The organism is Lactobacillus sp. VURO6/B1 (VP7) (genome assembly GCF_058139575.1).
In genome coordinates this window covers 1,566-3,076 of the sequence record NZ_JBVOWJ010000020.1, presented here as the reverse complement: position 1 = coordinate 3,076, position 1,511 = coordinate 1,566, and the positions used below count along the sequence as shown (strand labels likewise).

Here is a 1,511-nt window from a genome sequence, read left to right as displayed (position 1 = left end):
TAGTACATTGAAAACTGAATATAATCCAAGAAAAAACCGAGAAACAATCAAAAGAGAAGAGATTGCCAAAGAGCGACCGAGAGAGTATCTTGAGTAAGGTCAAGTAAAGAAGGGCGCACGGTGAATGCCTAGGCACAATGAGGCGAAGAAGGACGTGACGAACCACGAAAGGCTTCGGGGAGCGGTAAGTACGCAGCGATCCGGAGATATCCGAATGGGGGAACCCAATGCATGCAGATGCATTACCAGGCGGTGAATAGATAGCCGGCTGGGGCAAGACGCAGTGAACTGAAACATCTAAGTAGCTGCAGGAAGAGAAAGAAAGATCGATTTCCCTAGTAGCGGCGAGCGAAAAGGAAAGAGCCCAAACCAGATGATTTATCATTTGGGGTTGTAGGACTGCGATAAGGCAGCGCAAAGGATAGCAGAATTATCTGGGAAGGTAAGCCAGAGAGGGTGAGAGCCCCGTAAGCGAAATCCGAAGCGCGCTGAGCAGGATCCTGAGTAGGTCGGGACACGAGGAATCCCGATTGAAGCAGCGAGGACCATCTCGCAAGGCTAAATACTACATTGTGACCGATAGTGAACCAGTACCGTGAGGGAAAGGTGAAAAGAACCCCGGGAGGGGAGTGAAAGAGAACCTGAAACCGTGTGCCTACAAATAGTCAAAGCCCATTAACGGGTAATGGCGTGCCTTTTGTAGAATGAACCGGCGAGTTACGTTAATTAGCGAGGTTAAGTCAGAAAAGACGGAGCCGGAGCGAAAGCGAGTCTGAAGAGGGCGCAGAAGTTAGTTGACGTAGACCCGAAACCAAGTGACCTACCCATGACCAGGTTGAAGGTGCGGTAAAGCGCACTGGAGGACCGAACCCACGTAAGTTAAAAATTGCGGGGATGAGTTGTGGGTAGCGGTGAAATTCCAAACGAACTTGGAGATAGCTGGTTCTCTCCGAAATAGCTTTAGGGCTAGCCTGGTGCCAGGACGATCATGGAGGTAGAGCACTGTTTGGACGAAGGGCCCGTCAGGGGTTACTGAATTCAGATAAACTGCGAATTCCAGAGATCGAGGCACTGGAGTCAGACTGCGAGTGATAAGATCCGTAGTCGAAAGGGAAACAGCCCAGATCACCAGTTAAGGTCCCCAAATCTATGCTAAGTGGAAAAGGATGTGGAGTTGCGTAGACAACTAGGATGTTGGCTCAGAAGCAGCCATCATTAAAAGAGTGCGTAATAGCTCACTAGTCGAGTGACGCTGCGCCGAAAATTTACCGGGGCTAAGCATAGTACCGAAACTGTGGATGTGCAGTAATGCACGTGGTAGGAGAGCGTTCTAAATGCGGCGAAGCTTAACTGAGAAGATAAGTGGAGCGTTTAGAAGTGAGAATGCCGGTATGAGTAGCGCAAGACAGGTGAGAATCCTGTCCGCCGAAAGACTAAGGTTTCCTGGGGCAGGCTCGTCCGCCCAGGGTAAGTCGGGACCTAAGGCAAGGCCGAAAGGCGTAGTCGATGGA

The 1,511-nt window shown here is 50.4% G+C and carries 1 rRNA gene (only partly in view); it reads left to right on the top strand.

The annotated features are described in order from the left end of the window. Positions 1-97 precede the first annotated feature (97 nt). Positions 98-1,511, top strand: a 23S ribosomal RNA gene (locus ACZ2M0_RS09230); it runs 1,374 nt beyond the window's last position.